Source organism: Pseudomonas baetica (assembly GCF_002813455.1).
Classification (GTDB): domain Bacteria; phylum Pseudomonadota; class Gammaproteobacteria; order Pseudomonadales; family Pseudomonadaceae; genus Aquipseudomonas; species Aquipseudomonas baetica.
On the sequence record NZ_PHHE01000001.1, the window covers coordinates 6,671,006 to 6,695,623 of the forward strand.

At 60.2% G+C, this 24,618-nt stretch carries 18 protein-coding genes, 3 pseudogenes and 1 riboswitch; of the genes and pseudogenes, 17 read left to right on the plus strand and 4 right to left on the minus strand.

Going from position 1 to position 24,618, the window contains the following annotated elements:
• Nucleotides 1-110: 110 nt before the first annotated feature.
• Nucleotides 111-2,030, plus strand: a complete 1,920-nt coding sequence (locus ATI02_RS30980; protein WP_100848295.1) for a tyrosine-protein phosphatase — start codon at nt 111-113, stop codon at nt 2,028-2,030.
• Between the two features lie 12 nt (nt 2,031-2,042).
• Here the strand turns inward: ATI02_RS30980 and ATI02_RS30985 are convergent, their stop codons facing one another.
• Both ATI02_RS30985 and ATI02_RS30990 read right to left on the minus strand, forming a co-directional pair.
• Entirely contained in the window at nt 2,043-3,626 is a 1,584-nt protein-coding gene (locus tag ATI02_RS30985; RefSeq protein ID WP_100848296.1) for an EAL domain-containing protein, read from the minus strand.
• A gap of 107 nt (nt 3,627-3,733) precedes the next feature.
• Complete coding sequence (locus ATI02_RS30990; protein ID WP_100848297.1) at nt 3,734-4,705, minus strand: AraC family transcriptional regulator; 972 nt, start codon at nt 4,703-4,705, stop codon at nt 3,734-3,736.
• 137 nt (nt 4,706-4,842) lie between these two features.
• Between ATI02_RS30990 and ATI02_RS30995 the strand changes: the two are divergent.
• The 10 genes and pseudogenes from ATI02_RS30995 to ATI02_RS31040 form a co-directional block, all read left to right on the plus strand.
• Nucleotides 4,843-5,162 (plus strand): annotated as a pseudogene (locus tag ATI02_RS30995) (transposase); the annotation flags it as partial.
• Between the two features lie 52 nt (nt 5,163-5,214).
• Nucleotides 5,215-6,462, plus strand: coding sequence for an IS256 family transposase (locus ATI02_RS31000; RefSeq protein ID WP_095191982.1), 1,248 nt, complete (start codon nt 5,215-5,217; stop codon nt 6,460-6,462).
• A gap of 62 nt (nt 6,463-6,524) precedes the next feature.
• Nucleotides 6,525-7,373 (plus strand): annotated as a pseudogene (locus ATI02_RS31005) (IS3 family transposase); the annotation flags it as partial.
• Between the two features lie 9 nt (nt 7,374-7,382).
• Nucleotides 7,383-7,817, plus strand: a pseudogene (locus ATI02_RS31010) (IS4 family transposase); the annotation flags it as partial.
• 93 nt (nt 7,818-7,910) lie between these two features.
• A riboswitch (cobalamin riboswitch) is annotated at nt 7,911-8,123 on the plus strand.
• A 100-nt stretch (nt 8,124-8,223) separates the two neighbouring features.
• A complete protein-coding gene (gene cobW / locus ATI02_RS31015) occupies nt 8,224-9,294 on the plus strand; it encodes a cobalamin biosynthesis protein CobW (RefSeq protein ID WP_090283224.1) in 1,071 nt (356 codons plus the stop codon).
• Between the two features lie 3 nt (nt 9,295-9,297).
• Entirely contained in the window at nt 9,298-13,146 is a 3,849-nt protein-coding gene (gene cobN / locus ATI02_RS31020) for a cobaltochelatase subunit CobN (protein ID WP_100848298.1), read from the plus strand.
• A gap of 145 nt (nt 13,147-13,291) precedes the next feature.
• The gene (locus ATI02_RS31025) at nt 13,292-14,296 is read left to right on the plus strand and encodes a magnesium chelatase ATPase subunit I (protein ID WP_100848542.1); all 1,005 of its coding nucleotides are present in this window, start codon (nt 13,292-13,294) and stop codon (nt 14,294-14,296) included.
• Nucleotides 14,278-14,952 (plus strand): VWA domain-containing protein, encoded by a 675-nt coding sequence (locus ATI02_RS31030; RefSeq protein ID WP_100848299.1) that lies wholly within the window; start codon nt 14,278-14,280, stop codon nt 14,950-14,952. Before ATI02_RS31025 ends, ATI02_RS31030 begins: the two co-directional genes overlap by 19 nt.
• 202 nt (nt 14,953-15,154) lie before the next feature.
• Nucleotides 15,155-16,801: a phospholipase D-like domain-containing protein gene (locus tag ATI02_RS31035; RefSeq protein ID WP_100848300.1), complete on the plus strand. Its 1,647-nt coding sequence runs from the start codon at nt 15,155-15,157 to the stop codon at nt 16,799-16,801.
• A 382-nt stretch (nt 16,802-17,183) separates the two neighbouring features.
• On the plus strand, nt 17,184-18,743 hold the full coding sequence (locus ATI02_RS31040) for a TerC family protein (RefSeq protein WP_100848301.1): 1,560 nt from the start codon (nt 17,184-17,186) through the stop codon (nt 18,741-18,743).
• Between the two features lie 153 nt (nt 18,744-18,896).
• Here the strand turns inward: ATI02_RS31040 and ATI02_RS31045 are convergent, their stop codons facing one another.
• Nucleotides 18,897-19,325, minus strand: coding sequence for a thioredoxin family protein (locus ATI02_RS31045; protein WP_100848302.1), 429 nt, complete (start codon nt 19,323-19,325; stop codon nt 18,897-18,899).
• A gap of 96 nt (nt 19,326-19,421) precedes the next feature.
• Nucleotides 19,422-19,826 (minus strand): hypothetical protein, encoded by a 405-nt coding sequence (locus ATI02_RS31050; protein WP_100848303.1) that lies wholly within the window; start codon nt 19,824-19,826, stop codon nt 19,422-19,424.
• A 416-nt stretch (nt 19,827-20,242) separates the two neighbouring features.
• On the opposite strand from ATI02_RS31050, the gene ATI02_RS31055 reads away from it, so the two are divergent.
• From ATI02_RS31055 to ATI02_RS31080, 6 genes are all read left to right on the plus strand, one after another.
• Entirely contained in the window at nt 20,243-21,091 is an 849-nt protein-coding gene (locus ATI02_RS31055; protein ID WP_095187300.1) for a transporter substrate-binding protein, read from the plus strand.
• A 52-nt stretch (nt 21,092-21,143) separates the two neighbouring features.
• Nucleotides 21,144-21,806: an amino acid ABC transporter permease gene (locus ATI02_RS31060; protein WP_100848304.1), complete on the plus strand. Its 663-nt coding sequence runs from the start codon at nt 21,144-21,146 to the stop codon at nt 21,804-21,806.
• A gap of 9 nt (nt 21,807-21,815) precedes the next feature.
• Nucleotides 21,816-22,478: an amino acid ABC transporter permease gene (locus ATI02_RS31065; RefSeq protein ID WP_095187298.1), complete on the plus strand. Its 663-nt coding sequence runs from the start codon at nt 21,816-21,818 to the stop codon at nt 22,476-22,478.
• A complete protein-coding gene (locus ATI02_RS31070) occupies nt 22,475-23,272 on the plus strand; it encodes an amino acid ABC transporter ATP-binding protein (protein ID WP_100848305.1) in 798 nt (265 codons plus the stop codon). The genes ATI02_RS31065 and ATI02_RS31070 overlap by 4 nt, the downstream gene beginning before the upstream one ends.
• Nucleotides 23,273-23,303: 31 nt before the next feature.
• Nucleotides 23,304-23,693 (plus strand): RidA family protein, encoded by a 390-nt coding sequence (locus ATI02_RS31075; RefSeq protein WP_003225452.1) that lies wholly within the window; start codon nt 23,304-23,306, stop codon nt 23,691-23,693.
• 147 nt (nt 23,694-23,840) lie between these two features.
• Nucleotides 23,841-24,605 (plus strand): IclR family transcriptional regulator, encoded by a 765-nt coding sequence (locus ATI02_RS31080; RefSeq protein WP_100848306.1) that lies wholly within the window; start codon nt 23,841-23,843, stop codon nt 24,603-24,605.
• Nucleotides 24,606-24,618 lie beyond the last annotated feature (13 nt).

Here is a 24,618-nt window from a genome sequence, read left to right on the forward strand (position 1 = left end):
CCCCACGGCCCAATCGCGCAGGCATTTTCACTCGAACGCAATCTGTCATATTCCGTATCACTTCATTACACATAGTCACCAGCCCAACGCTTATTCAATGAGGCTGCACTGTGTTCCAACGTCTTCTGTGTTCGCTGTCCGTCTTGAGCCTGTCCATCGCCGCTGCCCACGCCGCCGAGTCCGTCCCGCTGGATACGCCACGCCTGCAAAGCATCGATAACTTGCGCGACATCGCGGGCATCACCACTGCGTACTCCACGGCCCACGACGGCACGATGCGCAGCGGCGTGTTCTACCGCTCCAACGCGCTGACCCCGTCGGCAGCGGATCTGGCGACCCTCAACAGCCTCGGCATCAGAGCGATTTACGACTTACGCACGCCTAGCGAAATCGCCGCCACGCCGGATACGATGCTCACCGGCGCGACCTACGAAAACATCGACATCATCGGCAGCACCACTTCCGGCGCAAACATCACTACGGTCTCGTTCAAAAGCGCCGCCGACGCCATTGCCATGATGGAGCAGACCAACCGCGCTTTCGTCAGCGATGCCGGCATGCGCGGTCAATTCGGCAAGCTGTTCAACGAACTGGCCAGCGTTGATGCCGCCCAGTTATTCCACTGCACCGCTGGCAAGGACCGCACCGGCTGGACCGCCGCCGTGTTGCAAAGCATCGCCGGCCTCGATAACGCGACCATCATGGCCAACTACCTGGCCACCAACGACTACACCGCCGCCCGCGTCGCCGCCACGTTGAAAGCCATGCCGGCCAGTATGGCGAGCATCTATGCGCCACTGCTCGGCGTGCAAGCCAGCTACTTGCAGGCCGGCCTCGATGAGGTCACCGCTCAATACGGCAGCATGGACAACTACCTCAAACAAGGTCTCGGCCTGTCGCAGGAAACCCTTTACGTCTTGCGCGGCAAACTGGTCGAGTACAACAGTTTACCGGGGCAAGCCGGTTTGATCGGTAACGCCGCCGCTGGCGCCGAATTGCTGCGACAGCTACAGAACAGCAACCTGTCCGGGACCTACAGCGCCTACAACTACTACCTGCAATCGGCCATCGACGCCGGCACCCTCGGCGGCGTCGAATCCACCGTCGGCGGCCAGGTTCACGCCGACGCCGCCAGCTACCTGCTGCGCCAAAATGCAATGATCGAACAAGCCGCCGCACCGTTCGCCAGCGGTACCGACCTCAAGCTCGGCCAATACCGTTTGTGGACCACCGCGCTCGCCGGCTACCTGGGCACTGACGGCTCAGCCCACGCCGACAGCAGCAACGAACACAGCCAGGGCCTGATGGTCGGCCTCACCCAGCGCTTCACCGAACAACTCAGCGCCCGTGGTGGTTTCGGCTACAGCAAAGGCTCAGTGGGCGGGGCAGGTGGCGAGGCGGATACCGACTTCACCTTCTTCAACATCGGCGCCCGCTACGGCTTCACCAGCCTGGAACGCGGCCTGTTCGTCGACGCCAGCGCCAGCGCCGGTTATGTCGACTACGACAGCAAACGCGACCTCGGCGGTGGCCTCGGTACGGCGAAGGGCGACACCCACGGCAACCTCACCGGCGCGACGTTGGCGCTGGGTTATCGAATGCCGGTCAGCGGCGTGATTCTAGAACCGAGCCTTGGTGTGCGCGTCAGCCATCTCGATCTCAAAGGCTTCCAGGAAAAGGGCAGCGAACTGTCGCTGGACGTTGACGACAGCAAGCAAACCCGCCGCAGCGCCGTGGCCAATCTCGACGTGTCCTTCGCCCCGATCGCCATGGGTAACTGGCAACTTTTGCCGGGTGCGCGGGTGGGTTATGAGCATGTGCTCGGCGATCATCGGGTCGAAAGCAAAGGTCACTTGCTTGGCTTGGATATCGAACAACGCGCCGCTTTCGACAACCGCGATCAGTTCAGCGGCGGCGTCAACCTCATGGCCAACCTAGGCCCCGTCAGCCTCGGCGCTGAAGTGGGCGCTAGCGGAGGCGGGGACAGCCACGGTTTCGCCGGCAGTCTCAAGGCCAGCTATCAGTTCTGAAACGCGCCGCTTTCACAGGCATTCAAGCACTTGTCCAATCGGCGCTGGCGCATTTGAATGCTTGTGCAAGAACCCCTGGAATTGCGCGACGGGCATCGGTCTGGCAAACAGCCAACCTTGCCCGAAGTGCACGCCACGGCTGCGCAGATACTCAAGCTGGGCCTGGGACTCGATGCCCTCGGCCACCAGTTTCAAGCGCAGACTCTTGGCCATTTCGATAATGTGCGCCGTCACCGAGGAGGCCGTCGGATCGACGTCGATGCTGTCGACAAACGACTTGTCGATCTTCAGCACATCCAGTGGCAACTGTTGCAGATGTTGCAGGCTGGAAAACCCTGTGCCGAAATCGTCGATGGCCGCCATAAAACCCAACTCGCGCGCCCGATTAACCGTCTGCCGCGCCGCATCAATCTGCAGAAAACCCCGCTCGGTCGCCTCCAGCCAGATCTGGCTCGGCCACACATCGGCCTTGCTTATCGCCGCTTGCAGCCGGGGCAGAAAACGCCCGCTGCTGACGTCTGCCGCCGCCAGGTTAATCGCCACATGCAGATCGCGCTGCTGCACTAGCAACGGCCCCAGATCCTCCAGCACCTGATCGATGAGCTGATCGGTGATCGGCTGAATCAAACCACTTTGTTCCGCCAACGGAATAAACCTGTCCGGTGGCACCAGGCTGCCGTCCGGATGCTGCCAGCGCACCAGAGCCTCTGCGCCGACGCAGGCGCCATCGTGCAAATCAATGATCGGTTGATAGTGCACGATGAACTCGCGATTGCGCACCGCCAGCTCAAGCTCGGCCAATGGTGACAGGCGTTGCCGTGTCCGCCTGACGAGCATCAACACCAGCATGCCCGCGATCAGCCCGCCAATCGGCAATAACAGCATCTCCCTGCGCAGCAGTCCTTGCAGCAACTCGTGACGCGACACGGCGGCAATCGCCACCCAGTCACCGCTGTGCACCAGCGTATAGAGATAGCCATCCTCCAGCGCCGTGGCCGGGCCCAAATGCACACGACTCATGAAGCGCTCTGCCCCCGGCCGCGACACCCCGACCAGTTGCCCGGCCGCCGTGCCGACCATCAGATGTACATCATCCTCGACCATCACTTGCAAAAACTGTTCAGGGTCGACCAGCACGTTGAACGCTGCGTATTGCAGCGCCATCATCGGCTTGGTCGGCCCAATCCGCGCCTGCACACCGAGCGACACGCGCACGCCATCAGCGGTGGTGAAATCTTCCTTCCACGGCGTCACCCGATGGCCCACTGCCCCCCACGAACCGCAGGCATAAACCTCTTCCTCGACGTAGCCGATCGACTTCACCGAGAACGTGTTGATGGTCAGCAGACGCATCTCGTCGATGCTCTGCGGGGTGCAAGGGGCGAGTTCGGACGCGGCGATGCTCTTCAGCACGCCGGCCGCTTCATGGAATGTATTGTTGGCGCGATTCGAGGCCACGACGGCCAGCGATTCCAGACGTTGCTGCGCTGCCGCCAGATTCAACACCCAGGCGACGTAGCCCATCAAAAGTATGGGAAGCAAGACACACGGAAGGCCCAGGAGAATGCTCCCCCAGACAATGCGTTTTTTGTTCATTTGACGCCACCTTGGCCCACGGCCCGTGACGTGCGGCTGCACGGCTGTTTTTCAGCGAATACAGATTACCCCCGCCGCCCATCAATAAAGTTGTCGCAGATCAACACTCAACACCGCGAGCGCAACTGCGCAGGACGCACTCCAAAGGCACTCTGAAAATACTGACAGAACCGCCCGACATTACTAAAGCCAAACCGCAACGCCACCTCCGTCACCGTCACCGAATGCCGCTGCGCCAAGGCCTCATACGCCCGCTCCAAGCGCACCTGACGCTGATACGCCACAACCGACGTCCCGACAAACCGCCGAAACCCCTCCTGCAACGCCCGCTGACTGACATTACTCAACCGCGCCAGCTCCACACCACTCACCAGCTGCTCCGGATGCGCCTGAATAAACTCCACCGCCAACTTCACATGCCGCGGCGCAACCCTCGGCGCCGGCCCCCGCAACACCTCAGTGAAATTGTGCGGCCAGGCCTCCAGCACCGCATCAACCAACATCTCCCGCAAACGCGACGGCATAAGCGTGCCGCTGTTGATCAACACATCAAACTCCGTCCCCGTCGCCAGATCGATCAACGCCTTGATCCCCTGAAACGCCGCCGAGTTCAGATCCACCACGGGCTCAAACACAATCTTCTGCACAATCGGCCTACCCAACAGCGCCGACAACCGCTCGGTGAGCTGCCCCCGACCAATCGACATCCCGTGCTGCGCGTGGTTGTCGAGAAAGTGCATCGAGCGGATGTCAGCCTTGTCGATGGCCAAACCGATGTGCGACATGCCGACGGATTCGCAGGTGTGGCTGAAGACGATCTTGCCGGCAGTGGGAATGACGAAAGTGATTTCGTCCAGCGGATCGGGGAAGGTCACGCTGAAATCACCGTGGTAATGCATGCGACGAAAACTGACGCCTTCGTGCCGACCGTAGACGCCGCCGATGATGATGTTGGGCGGTGGGGGCGGGGTGTCGGAATAGCGGTTGCCGAAGAGTTTGGAGAAGAGCGCGCCGAAGTCTTCGCAGTGGAGGTTTTCGGAGCGGAGGATGATTTTTTGGCGGGGTGGGGTTGGGAACACTTTCGGTGGTTCCTTGGGTTTTGGGGGCTTTGGGGATGGGGCATGCGTTTGGGCGGTGTGAGGGTAGCCGTTGTGTAGTGGTCTAATGAAACCGGACACCCATTTAGGCGAGAATGCTCGCCAGATAGAGGTGTCTGATGACCAAACAACGTCGTTCTTTTTCCGCTGAATTCAAACGCGAGGCCGCAGGCCTCGTGCTCGATCAAGGCTATAGCCATATCGAAGCCAGCCGCTCGCTTGGTGTGGTTGAGTCCGCGTTGCGCCGCTGGGTTAATCAGCTTCAGCAGGAGCGCACTGGCGTTACTCCGCAGAGTAAAGCGCTGACGCCAGAGCAACAGAAAATCCAGGAATTGGAAGCTCGAATCGCTCGACTTGAGCGGGAGAAATCCATTTTAAAAAAGGCTACCGCGCTCTTGATGTCGGAAGAGCACGAGCGCACGCGCTGATTGATCAACTGGGGGGTGTCAGAAATTTTGTGTTCGGGCATAACATGAGTAAGAGGTGCATGTATGCCAACCAAAAAGAAACCCCTGCGTGACCTACCAAAAATCCCCAAGGAGCTGCTCGAAGAGTTCGGTGAGGGGCTGATTACCGCAGAGGCTATTGAAGACGCTTCTGCGGCCTTCAAGAAGGCCTTGATTGAGCGAGCATTGAGTGCCGAGCTCGGTCACCACCTGGGGTATCCGCCGGGCGCGCAGCGCCCAGAGGATGAAACCAACCAGCGCAATGGCAAAACGGGCAAGACGATTTTGACGGGGGATGGCCCGCTGCGGCTGGAGATTCCCCGTGATCGGGATGGCAGTTTTGCCCCCATTCTGATCCCCAAGCATGAGCGGCGTTACACCGGTTTTGATGACAAGATCATCGCCATGTATGCCCGAGGCATGACCGTTCGAGAAATCCGCGCTTTCCTCTCTGAGCAATACGGGACGGACGTTTCCCATGACTTCATCAGCTCAGTCACGCACGAGGTGATGGAGGAAATTGGTGCGTGGCAACAGCGACCGCTTGAGCCGATGTACCCAGTCATTTTCTTCGATGCGCTGCGGGTCAAGATCCGAGAAGAAGGCCTTGTCCGCAACAAGGCGATTTACTTGGCGCTGGGTGTTTTACCCGATGGAACGCGCGATATTCTTGGTATCTGGATCGAAAACACCGAGGGTGCGAAGTTCTGGATGAAGGTCTTCAACGACCTCAAGACCCGCGGCGTAGAGGACGTGCTGATCGCCGTGACTGACGGTCTCAAAGGCATGCCAGAGGCGCTAAGCGCAGTATTTCCGGCAACAACGCTGCAAACATGCATCGTCCACTTGATCCGCAACAGCCTCGATTACGCGGCGTGGGACAAGCGCCGTGAGCTGGCCAAGGCGCTAAAACCGATCTATCAAGCCATCAACGCAGAAGCGGCTGAGGAAGCACTGGATGCCTTTGAAAATGGCCCTTGGGGTAAGCAATACCCAACGGTGGTGGCGGCCTGGAGACGAGCCTGGGATCGAGTGATTCCATTTTTTGTCTTCCCGCCTGCCATTCGAAAAGTGATCTATACGACCAACGCTATCGAAAGCATCAACGCTCAGCTACGCAAGATCATCAAGACCCGGGGCCACTTCCCGACGGATGACGCAGCGACCAAGCTGATCTGGCTTGGGCTGCGTAACATCACGGCAAACTGGGGCTCGGCGGCTCATGACTGGAAGAGTGCGATGAACCAATTTGCGATTCTGTACGGAGATCGATTTATCAGGCCGACCTGGTAAAACCCGGCCTGCCTGACGGCAGGCCATTACCGGCCCGCACACAAAAAATCTGACACTCTCATCAACTGAGCCCCCAAGAGCCGGTTGATTGGCTTTGCGCAGTCTTTGACGTCACTCGTTCGTGTTACTACGCCCATCGTCTCAGGCGCCGAACTCCAGACGTTGAGCGGCTTCGGTTGCGCAGCCGGGTTAACGAACTGTTTACGCAAAGTCGAAGCGCCGCCGGTAGCCGCAGCATCGTGTCGATGATGCAGGAAGACGGCGAGCAAATTGGGCGGTTCAAGGTGCGAGGCCTGATGCGGGAACTGGAGTTGGTCAGTAAACAACCTGGATCACATGCCTACAAACAAGCGACGGTTGAGCGGCCTGACATTCCGAACATATTGAATCGAGAGTTTGATGTGCCGGCGCCGAATCAGGTCTGGTGTGGCGACATCACCTACATCTGGGCTCAAGGGAAATGGCATTACCTGGCTGTCGTTATGGATCTTTACGCGCGCCGAGTGGTGGGCTGGGCGCTGTCGAACAAGCCGGATGCGGATCTGGTCATCAAGGCGTTGGACATGGCTTACGAACAGCGTGGCAGGCCTCAAGGGCTTCTGTTTCACTCGGATCAGGGCTCGCAATATGGCAGTCGCCAGTTTCGCCAACGGCTCTGGCGTTACCGCATGCGCCAAAGCATGAGCCGTCGTGGAAACTGCTGGGATAACGCGCCGATGGAGCGTGTGTTTCGCAGCTTGAAAACTGAATGGATACCGACCGTGGGCTACATGACAGCTCAAGAAGCGCACCGCGACATCAGTCATTACCTGATGCATCGGTACAACTGGATTAGACCGCACCAATTCAACAACGGACTGGCCCCAGCTCAGGCCGAGAAAAAACTTAACGTCGTGTCCGGGATTAGTTGACCACTACAGTTCCAGCGACTGGAAGCGATCCTGGAAAGTGAAATCGAAACTCTTGGCAGCCCAAAGGCTACCTTACTCGGGTTCGCCACGGCGGTGTTGGCCTACAACGTCCTGGCCGTCCTCAAACGAAGCGTCGAGCAAGCTCACCGGGATACCCAGCCTGACGGCTGGGAAGCCTCGACCTATCACTTGGCGGTTCAGGTCAGGAGTGGTTATGAGGGAATGCAGATTGCGCTGCCTTCGGAATATCTTCCCGTCATTCCTCTGGAAAAACTGGCCCAGCGCTTACTAGAGCTGGCCAGCAACATCCAACCCAAACAAGTTGCGAAAAGCCCCCGTGGCCCCAAGGTGCCTAAGCCCAAGACATGGGTCCAAGGCACGGCGGTGCATGCGCATGTTTCAACGGACAGAGTAATCAAGGCTGCCAAAACTAAAAGACCTTGAAAGGGATGGCTGTAAGAGCGAAACCGCCAGCGGCCCCAGCCGCAGCAACGGATATGCCCCCAATCCAAACATTGACCCATAAGCAAGCCATGCGTAGCCTTGCGCTTTCGAGGTTCTTCGGCCCATGCCGAAGCTAAGAAGGGAACGCGGTCAATGCCGCGGCTGCCCCCGCAACTGTGAACGGTGAAGTTCGTTGCCAAGCCACTGCCAGCTCAATCCACAGAGCCCGCGGGAAGGCGCAACGAACGCCAGGCCCAGCGCCTGAACACCGTCAGCCAGGAGACCTGCCTCGTCACAGATTCTCACTACAACCGGGCGGGGTGATCCGGTGGCGAACTCTCCAGGCACGCACGCGCGGTGCCGGTTCTCGTCCCGTATGCCCGCCACTTTGCCAAAGGGCATACCGATGAAAACACTGGCCAAACTCCCCGTCACCATCGTCACCGGCTTCCTCGGCTCGGGCAAAACCACGCTGCTACGGCACATGCTCGATAACGCTCAGGGCCGCCGCATCGCAGTGATCGTCAACGAGTTCGGCGAGTTGGGCATTGACGGTGAAATCCTCAAACAGTGCACCATCGGCTGCACCGAAGAAGAAGCCTCCGGTCGCGTTTATGAACTGGCCAACGGCTGCCTGTGCTGCACCGTTCAAGAAGAATTCTTCCCGGTGATGCGCGAGCTGGTGGCACGTCGTGGTGACCTCGACCACATCCTCATCGAAACCTCCGGTCTGGCCCTGCCGAAACCATTGGTGCAAGCCTTTCAGTGGCCGGAAATCCGCAGTGCCTGCACTGTTGATGCGGTGATCACCGTGGTCGACAGCCCGGCCGTGGCCGCCGGCACTTTCGCCGCGTTCCCGGATCAGGTCGACGCCCAGCGCAAACTCGACCCGAACCTGGACCACGAATCGCCACTGCACGAACTGTTCGCTGACCAACTGGCCAGCGCCGATCTGGTCATCCTCAACAAGGCCGACCAGACCAGCCCGGAAGACCTCGCGCGCGTGCGCCTTGAAGTCGCCGAAGAGCTGCCGCCCGCAGTAAAAATCATCGAAGCCAGCAACGGCCGCCTGCCGCTGGACGTGCTGATCGGCCTCGGCGCCGGTTCCGAAGAACACATCGATAGCCGCCACAGCCATCACGATCACCACCACGACGGTGATGACGATCACGACGACCACGATCACGACGCCTTTGATTCGATCTCCATCGAACTGCCGCAAGCTGACGAAAGCCTGCTGCTCGATGCGCTGACGCAACTGGTGGTCCAGCACGGCATCCTGCGTGTGAAGGGCTTCGCGGCGATCCCGAACAAGCCGATGCGCTTGCTGATTCAAGGTGTGGGTACGCGTTTCGACAAGCACTTCGACCGTCAGTGGGGTGCCGATGAGGCACGCGTCACGCGTCTGGTGTTGATCGGTCAGGAGCTCGACGCGGCGCAACTCGAGGCGCAACTGCGCGCCGCGCTCAGCGTTTAAGCCATGCACCTGCTCAGGACCCAGCCCGGCGGTTTCGTCTCGGATGACAACATTGCCGACCTTGGCCAAACCCCCGCCGAGCTGGTGATCCTGTGCAGCGGTGATTCCAGTCTGGCGCTGCTCGCCGAAGCCGCGCAGCAGTTGCCCGAGGATTATCCGAGCCTGCGTCTGGCCAATCCGATGCAGGTGCAGAATCACGCCTCGGTCGATTTGTACGTCGACGAAGTGTTGCGCCACGCCAAGGTGATCCTGATCTCGCTCCATGGTGGCATTGCTTATTGGCGTTATGGCGTCGAGCGTCTGATCGAGCTGACTGAGCGCGGTGTGCAGGTGATTCTGGTGCCGGGTGACGATCGCCCTGATCCGGAACTCAGCGATCTGAGCACCGTCGCAGCCGAGGATCGCGATCGACTCTGGCAGTTCTTGCGCCAAGGCGGCATGGGCAACGCGCTGGACTTCTTTCGTTGTCTGGCCAACCGTTGGCTGGCCCGCGATTACGTTTGGGGTGAGCCGCAAACGCTGCCGCGCACGGCGATTTACCATCCGCACAAAACTTCTGCCGCACTGAGTGACTGGCAAGCCGAATGGCTGCCCGAGCAACCGGTGGCGGCGGTGCTGTTTTACCGTTCGCACTTGCAAGCGGCGAACACCGCGTTCATCGATATTTTTTGCCAGCGCCTGCAGGCTGCTGGATTGAATCCGTTGCCGATCGCGGTGGCCAGTCTGAAAGAGCCCGGCTGTCTGTCGGTGGTCGAGGACTGGCTGGATGAAGTCGAAGCGGGGGTGATTCTCAACACCACCGGTTTCGCCCAGTCCAGCCCTGAAGCGCCGCATCTGCGGCCGTTTCGTCGCAATATCCCGGTGATCCAGGCGATCTGTGCCCAGGACAACGAGCCCGGCTGGCGCGACAGCGAGCAGGGCCTTGGGCCAAGGGATCTGGCGATGCACATTGCCCTGCCGGAACTCGACGGGCGCATCATCAGCCGGCCGATCAGCTTCAAGGATCTGGCCTGGCGTAGCGAGCGCAGTCAGTCCGATGTGGTCTGCTACCGCGCGCAACCGGAGCGCATGGATTTTGTCGCCGAACTGGCGCGGCGCTGGATCGATCTGGCGCGGGTGCCGAACGCCGAGAAACGCATCGCGTTGATCCTTGCCAATTACCCGACCCGCGACGGACGCATCGGCAACGGCGTCGGCCTCGATACGCCGGCGGCGGCGCTGAATATCCTGCGTGCGTTGCAGGCCGAGGGCTATCCGGTCACGGCAGAGTTGCCCAAAACCGGCACCGAGCTGATCCAGCAATTGCTCGGCGGCGTCAGCAACGATCTCGACACGATTGATCTGCGCCCGTGCCAGCAAAGTCTGGCGATGGACGATTATCTGGCGATGTTCAATGCACTGCCTGACGCCAACCGTGCGGCGGTGGTCGAGCGTTGGGGCCCGCCGCAAAACGATCCGATGTGCCGCGACGGGCGCATGATGATCGCCGGTCTGCGTTTGGGCCTGACCTTTGTCGGTATTCAACCGGCGCGGGGTTATCAGGTCGATCCGAGCGCGGTCTATCACGATCCGGATCTGGTGCCGCCCCACGGTTATCTCGCGTTCTATTTCTGGCTGCGCAACACCTATGGCGCCCACGGCGTGATCCACGTCGGCAAGCACGGCAACCTCGAATGGCTGCCGGGCAAAGGTGTCGGACTGTCCGAGAACTGCTGGCCGGATGCGTTGCTCGGGCCGCTGCCGAACATTTATCCGTTTATTGTCAACGACCCGGGCGAGGGCGCCCAGGCCAAACGACGCACACAAGCGGTGATCATCGACCACTTGATGCCGCCGCTGACCCGCGCCGAAACCTATGGCCCGCTGCGTAATCTGGAGCTGTTGGCCGACGAATACTACGAAGCGCAGCTGCTCGATCCGCGCCGTGCCCGCGAGTTGCAACGCGACATTCTGCAACTGGTGCGCGATACGCAAATCGATCGTGAACTGCAGCTCGACGCAGCACTGGACAGCGACGCCGATGCGGCGATCTGGCTGCCGCGGCTCGACACCTACTTGTGTGATCTGAAGGAATCGCAAATCCGCGATGGCCTGCACATCTTTGGCGAGTCGCCGACCGGGCGTTTGCGCATTGATACGTTGCTGGCGTTGCTGCACATTCCGCGTGGTGACGGCAAGGGCGCGCAGTCGAGTTTGCTGCGCGCATTGGCCAAGGCGTTCGAGTTGGGTTTTGATCCACTCGATTGCGCACTGGCTGATCCGTGGCTTGGCCCGCGTCCGGTTGAGCTGGTATCGGTCAGCGACGAAATCTGGCGCACTGCCGGCGATACCCGCGAACGCCTTGAACTATTCGCTACTGCGTTGATCTGCGAATCCCTGCAAATTCCCTGTGGGAGCGAGCCTGCTCGCGAAGGCGTCGTGTCAGTCGCTAAAGATTTAACTGAACCACCGCTTTCGCGAGCAAGTCCGCTCCCGCAGGGGCCGGGCTGGATGGAAGTGAGTGCAATCACCGACCACCTGCGCGAAGTGGTCGCCCCACGCCTCGACGCCTGCGGTCCCGCTGAAATGCGCGGCCTGCTCGACGCCTTGAGCGGCCGTTTCGTCCCGGCAGGCCCGAGTGGCGCACCCAGCCGCGGTCGCCTCGACGTATTGCCCACCGGGCGCAACTTCTATTCGGTCGACGTGCGTAACCTGCCGACCACCACCGCATGGCGCATCGGCTTCCAGTCGGCCACGCTGATTCTTGAGCGGCACTTGCAGGATCACGGCGATCACTTGCGCCAGCTGGGCTTGTCGGTGTGGGGCACCGCGACCATGCGCACTGGCGGCGACGACATCGCCCAAGCCATGGCGCTGATGGGCGTGCGTCCGGTGTGGGCCACCGGCAGTCAGCGTGTCGATGATTTCGAGATTCTGCCGCTGAGCCTGCTGGATCGCCCGCGTGTCGATGTGACGTTGCGGGTATCCGGATTCTTCCGCGATGCCTTCGCCAACTTGATCCGGCTGTTCGACGCGGCCGTGCAAGCGGTTGCCGCGCTGGACGAGCCGGATGATCTCAACCCCTTGGCCGCCAAAGTGCGCGCAGAACGCGAGGCGCTGCTGCAGTCGGGTCTGGATGAAGAGGCCGCGCGGCGTCAGGCCGGGTGGCGAATCTTCGGCGCCAAACCCGGTGCCTATGGCGCCGGCGTGCAGGGTGCGATTGACGGCCGTTTGTGGCAGAGCCGCGAGGATCTGGCCGAGGTTTACCTGAACTGGGGCGCCTATGCTTATGGCGGCTCCGACGAAGGCACGGCGGCTCGCGAACAATTCGTCCAGCGCCTGAGTCAGGTGCAAGCCGTGTTGCAGAATCAGGATAATCGCGAGCACGACTTGCTCGATTCCAACGATTACTACCAGTTCCAGGGCGGCATGCTCGCGGCCGTGGAAACCCTGCGCGGCGAAGCAGCGGCCAGTTACCACGGCGATCACAGTCAGCCGGATCTGCCGAAGATTCGCACCTTGAAAGAGGAGCTGAACCGGGTGATCCGCTCGCGGGCGGCGAATCCGAAATGGATCGACGGGGTCAAGCGTCACGGCTATAAAGGCGCGTTTGAAATGGCGGCGACGGTTGATAACCTGTTTGCCTTCGACGCCACGACGCAGTTGATCGACGATCATCAATACGCGTTGCTGGCCGATGCGTATCTGCTTGATCCGGCGACGCGTGATTTTGTTCGTGAGCATAATCCGCATGCGCTGCGGGACATGACCGAGCGGATGCTCGAAGCCCAGCAACGCGGGATGTGGCAGGAGCCGGGGGCCTATAAAGAGGCTCTCGAAAATCTGCTGCTGGACATAGAAGAAGATACCTGACGCAGCTCATTTCAAATGAGGGAGCGGGCTTGCTCGCGAAAGCGTCGTATCAGACACCCAATGCGTTGAATGACACACCGCCTTCGCGAGCAAGCCCGCTCCCACCGTTTGAAAGCATTTCACCGACCATGACCGAGTAATGACGATGACCGACACCCCACATTTCCCGCTCTCCGCCGTGGTCGGCGCCGACGATCTGAAACTCGCCCTGTGCCTCACCGCCATCGATCCGAAAATCGGCGGCGTACTCATCGAAGGCCCACGCGGTATGGCCAAATCTACCTTGGCCCGTGGCCTTGCGGATCTGCTCGCCAGCGGCCAGTTCGTCACGCTTCCGCTGGGCGCCACCGAAGAACGCCTGGTCGGCACCCTCGACCTCGATGCCGCCCTGAGCGATGGTCGCGCGCAGTTTTCCCCCGGCGTTTTGGCTAAGGCTGATGGCGGCGTGCTCTACGTCGATGAAGTCAACTTGCTGCCTGATCATCTGGTCGATCTGCTGCTCGACGTCGCTGCCAGCGGCACCAACCTGATCGAGCGCGACGGCATTTCCCATCGGCATTCGGCGAAGTTCGTGCTGATTGGCACGATGAACCCGGAAGAGGGCGAGTTGCGCCCGCAACTGCTCGACCGCTTCGGCTTGAACGTCGCCCTCAGCGGTCAAACGGCACCGACCGAGCGCGGGCAGATCATCCGCCGCCGTCTCGATTTCGACAGCGATCCACAAGCGTTCTGCATGCAGTGGGAAACCGCGCAGCAAACCCTGCGCGAACGCTGCGAAAACGCCCGCCGCGCCTTGGCCGGCATTCCTCTGGATGATGCGGCGCTGGCGCAAATCACCGAGCGTTGCTTTGCTGCTGGCGTCGATGGGTTGCGTGCCGACCTCGTCTGGTTGCGCGCGGCCCGGGCCCATGCCGCCTGGCGCGGCGCCACCGCCATCGCTGAAGAGGACATCGACGCGGTGGCGGAATTTGCCTTGCGCCATCGTCGTCGCGAACAAACCCCGTCGAGCCCTCAGCAACAACCGGCGCCATCCCCGGCAAACGCGCAGGCCAGCCCCAATGAAGGGCAGGGCCAGTGGGGCGACATGCCGGCCCCGGCACTCGCCACCGGCAGCCGCCGTGAAGTGCCGAGCTGGCCAAAAAAGCCTTAGGCATTCGCCCCCGGTCCGACGCGGGGGCGAATGCCAGACCCCGCGCCGGGCAACTCGATAACGGACGCCTGGGTAAACGTCATGCCGCTCGCAGTGGTTCGGTGAACTGGCCGGGCACGCTGCTCAATGGTCGTCCGCAACGCCGTGAAGATCTGCTGTTTCAACTGCGCACCCGCTCGCCCCATGAGTTGTGGCTGGTGATCGTCGATGCCTCGGCCTCGACGCGCCGGCATAACGCACTGAGCGATGCCAAGGGCTTGCTCGCGCAACTGTTCGATGACGCTTATCGCCAGCGCGCGCGTTTGGCGTTGTTGACCGCCAGTGGAGCGGCGCCGAAGTGGCAGGTGCAAGGGCTGAAGGCCTCAAGCGGTTTGCGCGCCTGGCTGGAGGGGTTGGGCGCCGGCGGCGGCACGCCGTTGCTGGCGGCGCTGGCGCAGGCGCAGCAATGGCTGGCAGTGCGGCGCAAGCGCTTTCCTGCCGAGCAGCAGCGTTTGCTGGTGGTGACGGATGGGCGTTTGAAAATGTGGGCAGGGTTACCGGTGCTGGAATGTCCGGGGCTGCTGATCGATATCGAGCGTGGGCCGATACGCTTGGGCCGGGCAAAGGATCTGGCGGGGGCGCTAGACGCGGAGTATCGGCACATCGACGACCTTTGATTCTGGTGTCGTCTGACCGGGCCTCATCGCGGGCAAGCCCGCTCTCACAGGTTTTTCTGCTGAACCCAGGCATTGTGCCCGCCTCGGGAACGGTGGGAGCCGGGCTTGCCCGCGATGGCAGCCACTCGGACTCGGATCTGTTGACCACAATTCGCATCGCTGCTCTATGCTGCACTCCAGCCCCAATCACAAGGAGTGAGCGATGCGAATTCTGGTCAAGAATGCTCAGGACGATTTCCGCGTCAAAGCCTACGCCGGTACTAACGGTGTGCTGTTGGCGATGGACCTCGCCGAGCCGCGTCGCCGCGGCCTGCTTGGGTTTGCGATCGAAAAGCAGCAGGGCGCCAAACCGTGGTTGTTCCTGTTCAACAGCCTGACCTTCCCCGGCAAAGCCCACACATTCCCCCAGTTCCACGCCACCCCCAGCGATAAGGCCCCGCTGCAAAAATTCCGCTGGGCCGATTACGCGGTCAATCCGGGGATGATGATTCATTACCGGGTCCACCTGGCTTATGGCACGCCGGATGCGCCGCAACTGGGCGAATCGCTGGAGTTGACCATCACTTCAGACGACGGCCAACCCGCCAATCAACGTCTGATTTTCAACCGCGCCGTGGCCGCCAGTCAGGCGTTCCAGCGCAAATTTCCCGACCTCGATGCGCAGATCAGCGCCAACAGGAACCTGCCCATCGAAGCCTGGCCCGATGCCGCACGGCAATGGTTGGAGAACGGCTTGCTCGGGCGTCTGCTGGGGTTTATCGAGCGCGCGGTCGATGGTCAGTGGGCGCTGGACATCGCCATTTATGAGTATCAGTTGCAAGCCATTGTCGACGTGGTGAACGCGGCATTTGAGCGGGGTGTGCAGGTGCGGGTGCTGTATCACGCCCGCGACGATGACGAAGACACCACGATCAACGAAGCGAGCCTAGCGAAGCTGCCAGCGGCGAGCAAGCGTGGACGGGTGACACACAACATCTTCCACAACAAATTCATTGTTCTTAGCCGGATCGGCAATACGGGCGAGCGCCAGCCGCAAGCCGTTTTGTGCGGCAGCACCAATTTCACCGCCAATGGCGTTTATCGTCAGGCCAACGTGGTGCATGTGCTGGACGACGCGAGGGTTAGTGCAAGTTATCTGCAAACCTTTGAGCAGATCTGGGCGCAGCCTGATGCTGTGGGTGTCACTCGCGAGTGGATCACTGAACACAACCCGATGGACGCCGCGCAATCGCTGTTCGCCGGCTTTTCACCGCGCACGGGTGGCGCTGATTTGCGTGAGTTTGTCGAGATCATCACTGCGGCGAAAAAGGACGTGTTGTTCGTCACCGCGTTCGCCTTGCCTGACGCAATCCTCAACGCGCTGCTCGGCCAGCCACACGACGACATTCTGCGTTACGGTCTGCAAAACACTGCCAGCCGCATCACCGGGTTTCACGCCGATCGCAGCGCCGAATTCGCCGCCACCGCGTTACTCAACACCGGTCTGGAAGGCTGGCTGCGCGAAAACATGAAGGGCCAGAAGGGCAATCTGTTGGTGCACACTAAAGCGGTGGTCACTGATTTCACCACGGACAATCCGACCATCATCAGCGGCAGCCACAACCTCAGCGCCTCGGCCAGCAATGGCAATGACGAGAACTACCTGATCATTCGTGGCGATACGGATCTGGCCGATCGTTATGGTCTGGAGTTGCTGCGGTTTTATGAGCATTACCGCTTTCGTTACTTCGCGAAGAAACTGGCGTTGAAGCAGGTGAGTCCGTTGGCGGTGGATGACCATTGGACCAATGATTATTACGTCGAAGGGGGGTTGCGCGAGCTGTCCCGAATGCGCTTTGCCGGACGGTAGCCGTTTTCTCTCTGGCCCCTTCGCGAGCAGGCTCGCTCCCACAGGTGATCGCGTTCCCATGTGGGAGCGGGCTTGCTCGCGAAGAGGTCATCAGTAACCACCCACCTTTACCGCTTACAGATTTTGAAATGATTTCGCACTGTAGGAAAAGTCACTCCAGGCTGTACGCTTCAAGGCCATTTTTCATTCAGGATTTACATGAACACCCTCTCGGAGCCTCCCGGTTATCCATTCCCCTCGCGCCACGGCGCGGTCTTGACGCACTCGCAGCATCCGGTTTTCCGACCCCCGTCTATTGTTGATAACGCGGCCCCAGAGCCTTCGCGTTGCGCTTTGCCGTGTCCGGCAGCCTGAATTTACTGAAGAGAGATCGAGACGTTTTATGGAATGGTTAGCGGATCCCACGGCCTGGTTAGGCTTGTTGACTTTGATCGTGCTGGAACTGGTGCTGGGTATCGACAACCTGGTGTTCATCGCAATCCTGGCGGACAAACTGCCCCCGCATCAGCGTGACCGCGCACGAATCATCGGCCTGTCGTTGGCGTTGATCATGCGTTTGGGCCTGTTGGCGAGTATTTCCTGGCTGGTCACCCTCACGCAGCCGTTGTTCGAGGTGTTCGACAAGAGCTTCTCCGGCCGTGACCTGATCATGCTGTTTGGCGGTGTGTTCCTGTTGTTCAAGGCCACCATGGAGTTGCATGAACGACTCGAAGGCCATGTCGGCGAGCGTACGAGCAACACGGCCTACGCACTGTTCTGGCCGATCGTTGCGCAGATCGTTGTGCTGGATGCCGTGTTCTCCCTCGACGCGGTGATTACTGCCGTGGGCATGGTCGATGAGCTGGCGGTGATGATGATCGCAGTGATCATCTCCATTGGCCTGATGATCGTTGCGAGCAAGCCGCTGACGCGCTTCGTCAACGCGCACCCGACGGTAATCATGCTGTGCCTGGGTTTCTTGATGATGATCGGTTTTGCCCTGACCGCTGAAGGCCTGGGCTTCCACATCCCGAAAGGCTACTTGTACGCGGCTATCGGTTTTTCGATCCTGATCGAGGTGTTCAACCAGATCGCTCGCGCTCGACGCAAACGCTCGATGCAGGGCCTGCGTCCGATACGCGAGCGCACCGCTCACGCGGTCATGCGTCTGCTGGGAGGTCGCACGCTGGCGGCGGAAGAAGTCGGCGAGGAGATTTCCGATTTGCTGGATAACGGTGATGCGCCGAGCGCCGAGCTGTTCGACCGTCGCGAGCGAGTGATGATCAGCGGTGTGCTGCAACTGGCCGAGCGGCCGATCCGCCAATTGATGACCGTGCGGGCCGACGTCGACAGTATTGACCTGGCAGACGATGCCGAGGCGATTCGTACCAAGTTGATGCACTCGTCCTACTCGCGCCTGCCGCTCATCCGTGATGGCGCCGTGGATGAACCGCTGGGCTTCGTGCACAAGAAGGAACTGCTCAAGGAGTACCTGGCCGGCACCGAGCCTAACCTGGAGCATCTGGCGCGCAAGACCATCAACCTGCTCGACAGCTATTCGATCCTTAACGCGCTGGAACAGATGCGCGCGGCGTCGACCCACATTGCCTTTGTGGTCAACGAGTTCGGCGACTTTGTCGGCGTGCTGACGATGACCGACATTCTCGAGTCGATTGCCGGCGAACTGCCCGATGCCAGCGAGATCGAAGGCCCGGACGTGGTCGAGGAGCAGGGCGGCTTCATGGTCAGTGGCGCATTGAACCTGACGCGTGTTCGCCAGCGCACCGGTTTCGCTGCCGAGCCGACCGAGGATTATCAGACTGTGGCCGGTTTGGTCATGAGCTTGCTGGACCGGCTGCCGATGATGGGTGATCGCCTGGAATATGAAGGCTGGCAGATGACCGTCAAGGCTGTGGAGGAGCGGCGAGTGACGCGGGTGTTGCTGGTGCGCGATTCTGCGTAAGACAGCATTCTTGCGCTGACGGTGCTGGCCTCTTCGCGGGCAAGCCCGCTCCCACAGTGTCCGTCGGACACGAGACGTTGACCCCTGTGGGAGCGGGCTTGCCCGCGAAAGCGATGTCTGAGACGCCGCGACGATGACGGGAAATGCACGGCCTCAAATCACCCGGCGATGCGCACGCGTGATTGTGCAGAGCCCGCTCAACGTGCGGCGCAACCAAGGCAGGTCATGTCGTGGCTTGTGCTGCAACAACGGCGCCTTGGTACTGCCAATATGCCAGGCGAAATCCGCCGCCAATGTTTCCTCCGTGCCAATCCCCTTGAGTTTTTTCACCAGCCTGCCGTTCTGGTAGAACAGCACCGTTGGCGTGCCCGTGACCAGCGGATGGCGCGGCGATTGGCTGGTATTGAGCATGTAGATATTGGCGCGATGCCGGTACTGCTCGGCGATCTGTCTGAAGATCGGCCCGGCCCATTCGCAGGCAGGGCAGTGTTCGTTGGCGAAATACAGGATTACCGGCCGCCAGGTTTTCAAGGCTTTGCGGTACGTAGCGGGCAGCGCTGAGTAAGGGGCTGGAGAACCCATTGAACACTCCTGTTCTCGATAATCGCAATGCATTCACGGGGCAGAAAAGCAAGTCACCATTGGATGACGACTCGCTTGTCTGACCTCTGTGGAGGGTTAGAGCAACTTCGACAGCACCACATCGCCAAAATAAGTTCCTGGGACACCATGCTCACCATCATTGGCTTCCAGCGTCACGTTGAATTTGAGTGTCGAGATCTGTACGTCAAATTTCTTCGACAGCACTATCCACTCCTGACCGCCATGAAGGTAAAGATGAACGGGCTCGCCTGTGGGAAGCGGTTGAACAGTGATACGTGCAGCATGGCCAGGTAGTGTTTTCACATTTGCGGAGAACATGAACTGCCCACCGCCGCCGCTGCCGGTAAGGACTTCCTGGCTGATGGAGTCTGGGGCAGCGACAATGCAGTGACCGGTTTCATAGCGCACACTCTCTGGATTGGTCGCCGTCCAATGCGCGCCTTGTTGAGAGAAGTCGCCGTTCTTAATGAGATTGTCCATGACGAAAATCCTTATCGTGAGTACTTTCAAGCCTCGATTGGCCAAGCCAGTAGGCTCGTAAATCCGTTTCCCGACAACTGTCAACTTTGACAGGTCCAGGCGAAAACCCGACGAATGGTCAGGGCTTGCCAAGTGACTTTTAACCCCTGCTTTGGCGCCTGGCGGTGTATTCGATAAGGCGTCGGGATGCACACAAATGTGACGTTACTTCCCACAGAGTTGCATTTGGGTAGCGCAACCCAGGCAGACGTTTTGCCTCCTTTAGCGTGCGCCTTCAACCAAGCCTCTGAATCACTTCGATTTTTTATGTATGCATGTTTTTCATCCATTCCTGTGGCACACTTTCTGCCGTCTATTCCGTAGTAACAAACCGAGTTCCGGTATAGCGGAATAAACGCCATCCTGGAGTGCTTGCCATGCATCGCCGACCTTCCTTGTTCAAAGCGTGTGTTTTTGTTCTCGCGGCTTCTTCTGCTGTCATGGGTATGGCCCAGGCAGCCGACAGCAAGCTCGATGCAGTTTTGGCCCGTGGGAAATTGATTGTGGGCACTGGCAGCACCAATGCACCGTGGCATTTCCAGGGCGCGGACGGCAAGTTGCAGGGCTTTGATATCGACATCGCCAGGATGGTGGCCAAAGGGCTGTTCAACGACCCGAGCAAAGTCGAGTTTGTGGTGCAGTCGTCCGATGCGCGGATTCCCAATCTGCTGACCGACAAGGTCGACATGAGCTGCCAGTTCATCACCGTCACTGCCAGCCGCGCCCAGCAGGTGGCGTTTACCCTGCCGTACTACCGCGAAGGCGTTGGCCTGCTGCTGCCGACCAACAGCAAGTACAAGGAAATCGAAGACCTCCAGGCCGGTGGCGACAGCGTCACCGTGGCGGTGTTGCAAAACGTCTATGCCGAAGAATTGGTGCACCAGGCCTTGCCTAAAGCCAAGGTCGATCAGTACGACAGTGTCGACCTCATGTATCAGGCCGTGAACTCCGGCCGCGCCGATGCCGCCGCCACCGACCAGTCTTCGGTCAAATACCTGATGGTGCAGAACCCGGGCCGCTACCGCAGCCCGGCCTATGCCTGGAGCCCGCAGACCTACGCCTGCGCGGTTAAACGCGGCGATCAAGACTGGCTGAACTTCGTCAACACAGCCCTGCACGAAGCCATGACCGGCGTTGAGTTCCCGACTTACGCCGCCTCGTTTAAACAATGGTTTGGCGTGGATCTGCCATCGCCCGCCATCGGTTTCCCTGTCGAATTCAAATGATCCCGTGAGAGCGGGGCGCCGATAACGCGCCCCGCTCAAGGTGCTGCTGACCATGAACTATCAGTTGAACTTTGCTGCCGTGTGGCGCGATTTCGACACCTTGCTGGCGGGGCTCGGTCTGGGCCTTCAACTGGCGCTGGTGTCGATCGCCATCGGCTGCGTGATCGGCCTGCTGATGGCGTTTGCCTTGCTGTCGAAGCATCGCGCCTTGCGGGTGCTGGCTTCGGTGTACGTCACGGTGGTCCGTAACACGCCGATTCTGGTGTTGATTCTGTTGATCTACTTTGCCTTGCCAAGCCTGGGCATCCGCCTGGACAAGATCCCCTCGTTCATCATCACGCTGTCGTTGTATGCCGGCGCCTATCTGACCGAAGTGTTCCGCGGCGGTTTGCTGAGCATCCCCAAAGGGCAGCGCGAAGCCGGGCTGGCGATCGGCCTCGGCGAATGGCAGGTCAAGGCCTACGTCACCGTGCCGGTGATGCTGCGCAACGTGTTGCCGGCGCTGTCGAACAACTTCATTTCGCTGTTCAAGGACACCTCGCTGGCCGCCGCGATTGCGGTGCCGGAGCTGACCTATTACGCGCGCAAGATCAACGTCGAGAGCTACCGGGTGATCGAAACCTGGCTGGTGACCACGGCGCTGTATGTCGCGGCCTGTTACCTCATTGCCATGCTGCTGCGTTACTTCGAGCAGCGTCTGGCGATCCGCCGATAGGAGGCAGCAATGTACCAATCTCCCAGTTGGTTGCATGAGTTGTGGGTCGCGCGCGAGCCGCTCTGGCAAGGTTTTCTGACCAGTGTGCAAGTGTCGGCGCTGGCAATCTTGTTCGGCACGTTGCTCGGTGTCGTCACCGGTCTGGTGCTGACTTACGGCCGCTTCTGGATGCGCGCGCCGTTTCGCTTTTACGTCGACATCATTCGCGGCACCCCGGTGTTTGTGCTGGTTTTGGCTTGCTTCTACATGGCCCCGGCACTGGGCTGGCAGATCAGCGCGTTTCAGGCCGGTGCCTTGGGTCTGACGCTGTTTTGCGGCTCACACGTTGCCGAGATTGTGCGCGGCGCGTTGCAAGCGTTGCCTCGTGGGCAGATGGAAGCCAGCAAGGCCATCGGCCTGACGTTTTATCAATCGCTCGGTTACGTGCTGTTGCCTCAAGCGTTGCGGCAGATCCTGCCGACCTGGGTCAATTCGTCTACCGAAATCGTCAAGGCCTCGACCTTGCTCTCGGTGATCGGCGTGGCCGAATTGCTCCTCAGCACCCAACAGATCATCGCCCGGACCTTCATGACACTGGAGTTCTATCTGTTCGCCGGTTTTCTGTTCTTCGTCATCAACTACGGCATCGAATTACTCGGCCGGCACATTGAAAAGCGGGTGGCCTTGCCATGACTGAAGCTCAAGTTTCCAACGCTGCAAACAGCCAGCCGCTGCTGGATATTCGCGGTCTGCACAAGCAATACGGCGCGGTCGAAGTGCTCAAGGGTGTCGACCTCAGCATGCAACGCGGCAACGTCGTGACGCTGATCGGTTCCAGCGGCTCGGGTAAAACCACGTTGCTGCGCTGCGTGAACATGCTCGAAGAGTTTCAGGGCGGGCAGATCCTGCTTGAGGGCGAGTCGATCGGCTATGACGAGGTCGACGGCAAACGCGTGCGCCATGGCGAAAAAGTCATCGCACGGCATCGCGCCATGACCGGCATGGCGTTCCAGCAATTCAACCTGTTTCCGCACCTGAGCGCGTTGCAGAACGTCACCCTGGGTCTGCTCAAGGTGAAGAAGATGCACAAGGACGAAGCCGTGGTGCCGGCCGAGAAATGGCTGGAGCGGGTCGGCCTGCTGGAGCGGCGCAATCACTTTCCCGGCCAGTTGTCCGGCGGCCAGCAACAGCGCGTGGCGATTGCCCGGGCGATTGCGATGAACCCGAGCCTGATGCTGTTTGACGAGGTCACTTCAGCGCTTGACCCGGAACTGGTCGGCGAAGTGCTCAATGTGATCAAGGGCCTCGCCGAAGACGGCATGACCATGTTGCTGGTGACCCACGAAATGCGTTTCGCCTTCGAGGTCTCAGACAAAATCGTTTTCATGAATCAGGGGCGGATCGAAGAGCAGGGGCCTCCCAAGGCGCTGTTCGAGCGCCCGCAATCGCCGCGTCTGGCTGAGTTTTTGAAAAGCACGCGGTTCTGAATTTTCACTTTTGTAATCAGGAGAAACACCCATGAGCATTACGCGTTACGGTACCGGCAGCACCGCCGCTGGCGGTCAGCCTCGTCCATTCGCCCGCGCCGTGGAAGCGGATGGCTGGCTACACGTATCCGGCCAGGTGCCGGCGGTGGATGGCGAGATCATTGTTGGCGGCATTGTCGAGCAGACCCACCAGACCATGAAGAACCTGATCGCGATTCTTGAAGAGGCCGGTTATGGCCTGGAAGATGTCGTGCGCGCCGGCGTGTGGCTGGATGATCCGCGTGACTTCAGCAGTTTCAACAAGGTCTTCGGCGAGTACTTCAAGCCGGAACACGCGCCGGCCCGGGCGTGTGTACAGGCGAGCATGATGGTGGATTGCAAGGTCGAGATTGATTGCATCGCCTACAAGAAGAAACCCTGAAATCTGTGCTGACTTCTTCGCGAGCAGGCTCGCTCCCACATTTGAAATGCATTCCCCTGTGGGAGCGAGCCTGCTCGCGAAAGCGGTCTACCAAGCGACACAATACTCTCGGTAAACTCCCGGCGACTTTGAATGGGAACCACTGACATGACCGAAGACACCATCAAACGCCGGGCACGCGGTCTGGACCGGGCGTTCGATATCCTCGACTTCCTCAAGGAGATCGGCCAGCCGCTGCGCCCGAACGACATCGCCAACGGCATCGGCAGCCCGAAATCGACGGTCTACGAACTGGTCGCCTCATTGCTGGAACGGCGGATTCTGGAGCCGGTGGGCAAGGACGGTCACGTCTATCTCGGCCGCCAGTTGTACTTCCTCGGCCAGGCGCATCTGCGTCATTTCGACCTTAGCCGCGAGGCCGATCACGCCTTGCAGGAGATCGTCAGCCAGACCCATGAAACGGCGCAGATGTGCCTGCTCAACGGGCGCAAATACACCGTGGCGCTGATGAAGGAGGGCGAGCGGCATTTCCGTATTTCGTCCGACATCGGCGAGAACGCACCGATCCCGTGGACCGCATCCGGGCGCCTGCTACTGGCGCATCTGAGCGATCAGCAGATCATCGACCTGATCGACGAAGACGACTACATCCTGCCCGACGGCGAACGCCTGCCGCTGGAACGCTTTCTGGCGGAAATCCGTCAGGCCGGCCTCGACGGATTCTTCTCCTTCGACAGCGTCGCCGACACCTTCACCCATTGCTTCGCCGCGCCGGTCAAAGACCCTCACGGCGTAGCCATCTGCACTCTGTGCATCGTCGCCCCACGGGCCGATGCGAAGAACAATTACAACGACTATCGCCGGGTGCTGATCGAGAGCGCCAACAGCCTCGCCCGGCGCATCAACGAATAACCGCGACTGCCTG